We start from the raw sequence: 238 nt of genomic DNA, 5'->3' as shown, positions 1-238 counted from the left end.
AAAAGCAAGATTTGGACGAAGTTTTTGTCACCACCTCGAAATTGCGATTAACCAGCTGCTTCAAACCGAATTGGCAGAGTTTTTGGGTTACGAACGCTACTCATACGCTGGGATTAACACTGGTAATAACCGCAACGGCAGTTATGAGCGCTCGTTTGATACGAAGTACGGCCAACTTAACTTAACCATGCCTCGAGATCGCAATGGCCGGTTTGAAAATCATACCTTGCCAGCCTAC

1 pseudogene is annotated in these 238 nt (G+C 45.8%); it reads left to right on the top strand.

What is annotated here, in order from left to right:
* Nucleotides 1-238: pseudogene (locus tag LPKJCM_RS09515) on the top strand (transposase); the annotation flags it as partial.

The organism is Lentilactobacillus parakefiri, from assembly GCF_002157585.1.
Taxonomy (GTDB): Bacteria; Bacillota; Bacilli; order Lactobacillales; family Lactobacillaceae; genus Lentilactobacillus; species Lentilactobacillus parakefiri.
The sequence above is the reverse complement of the archived record's forward strand: the minus strand, read 5'-3'. Positions and strand labels throughout refer to the sequence as shown.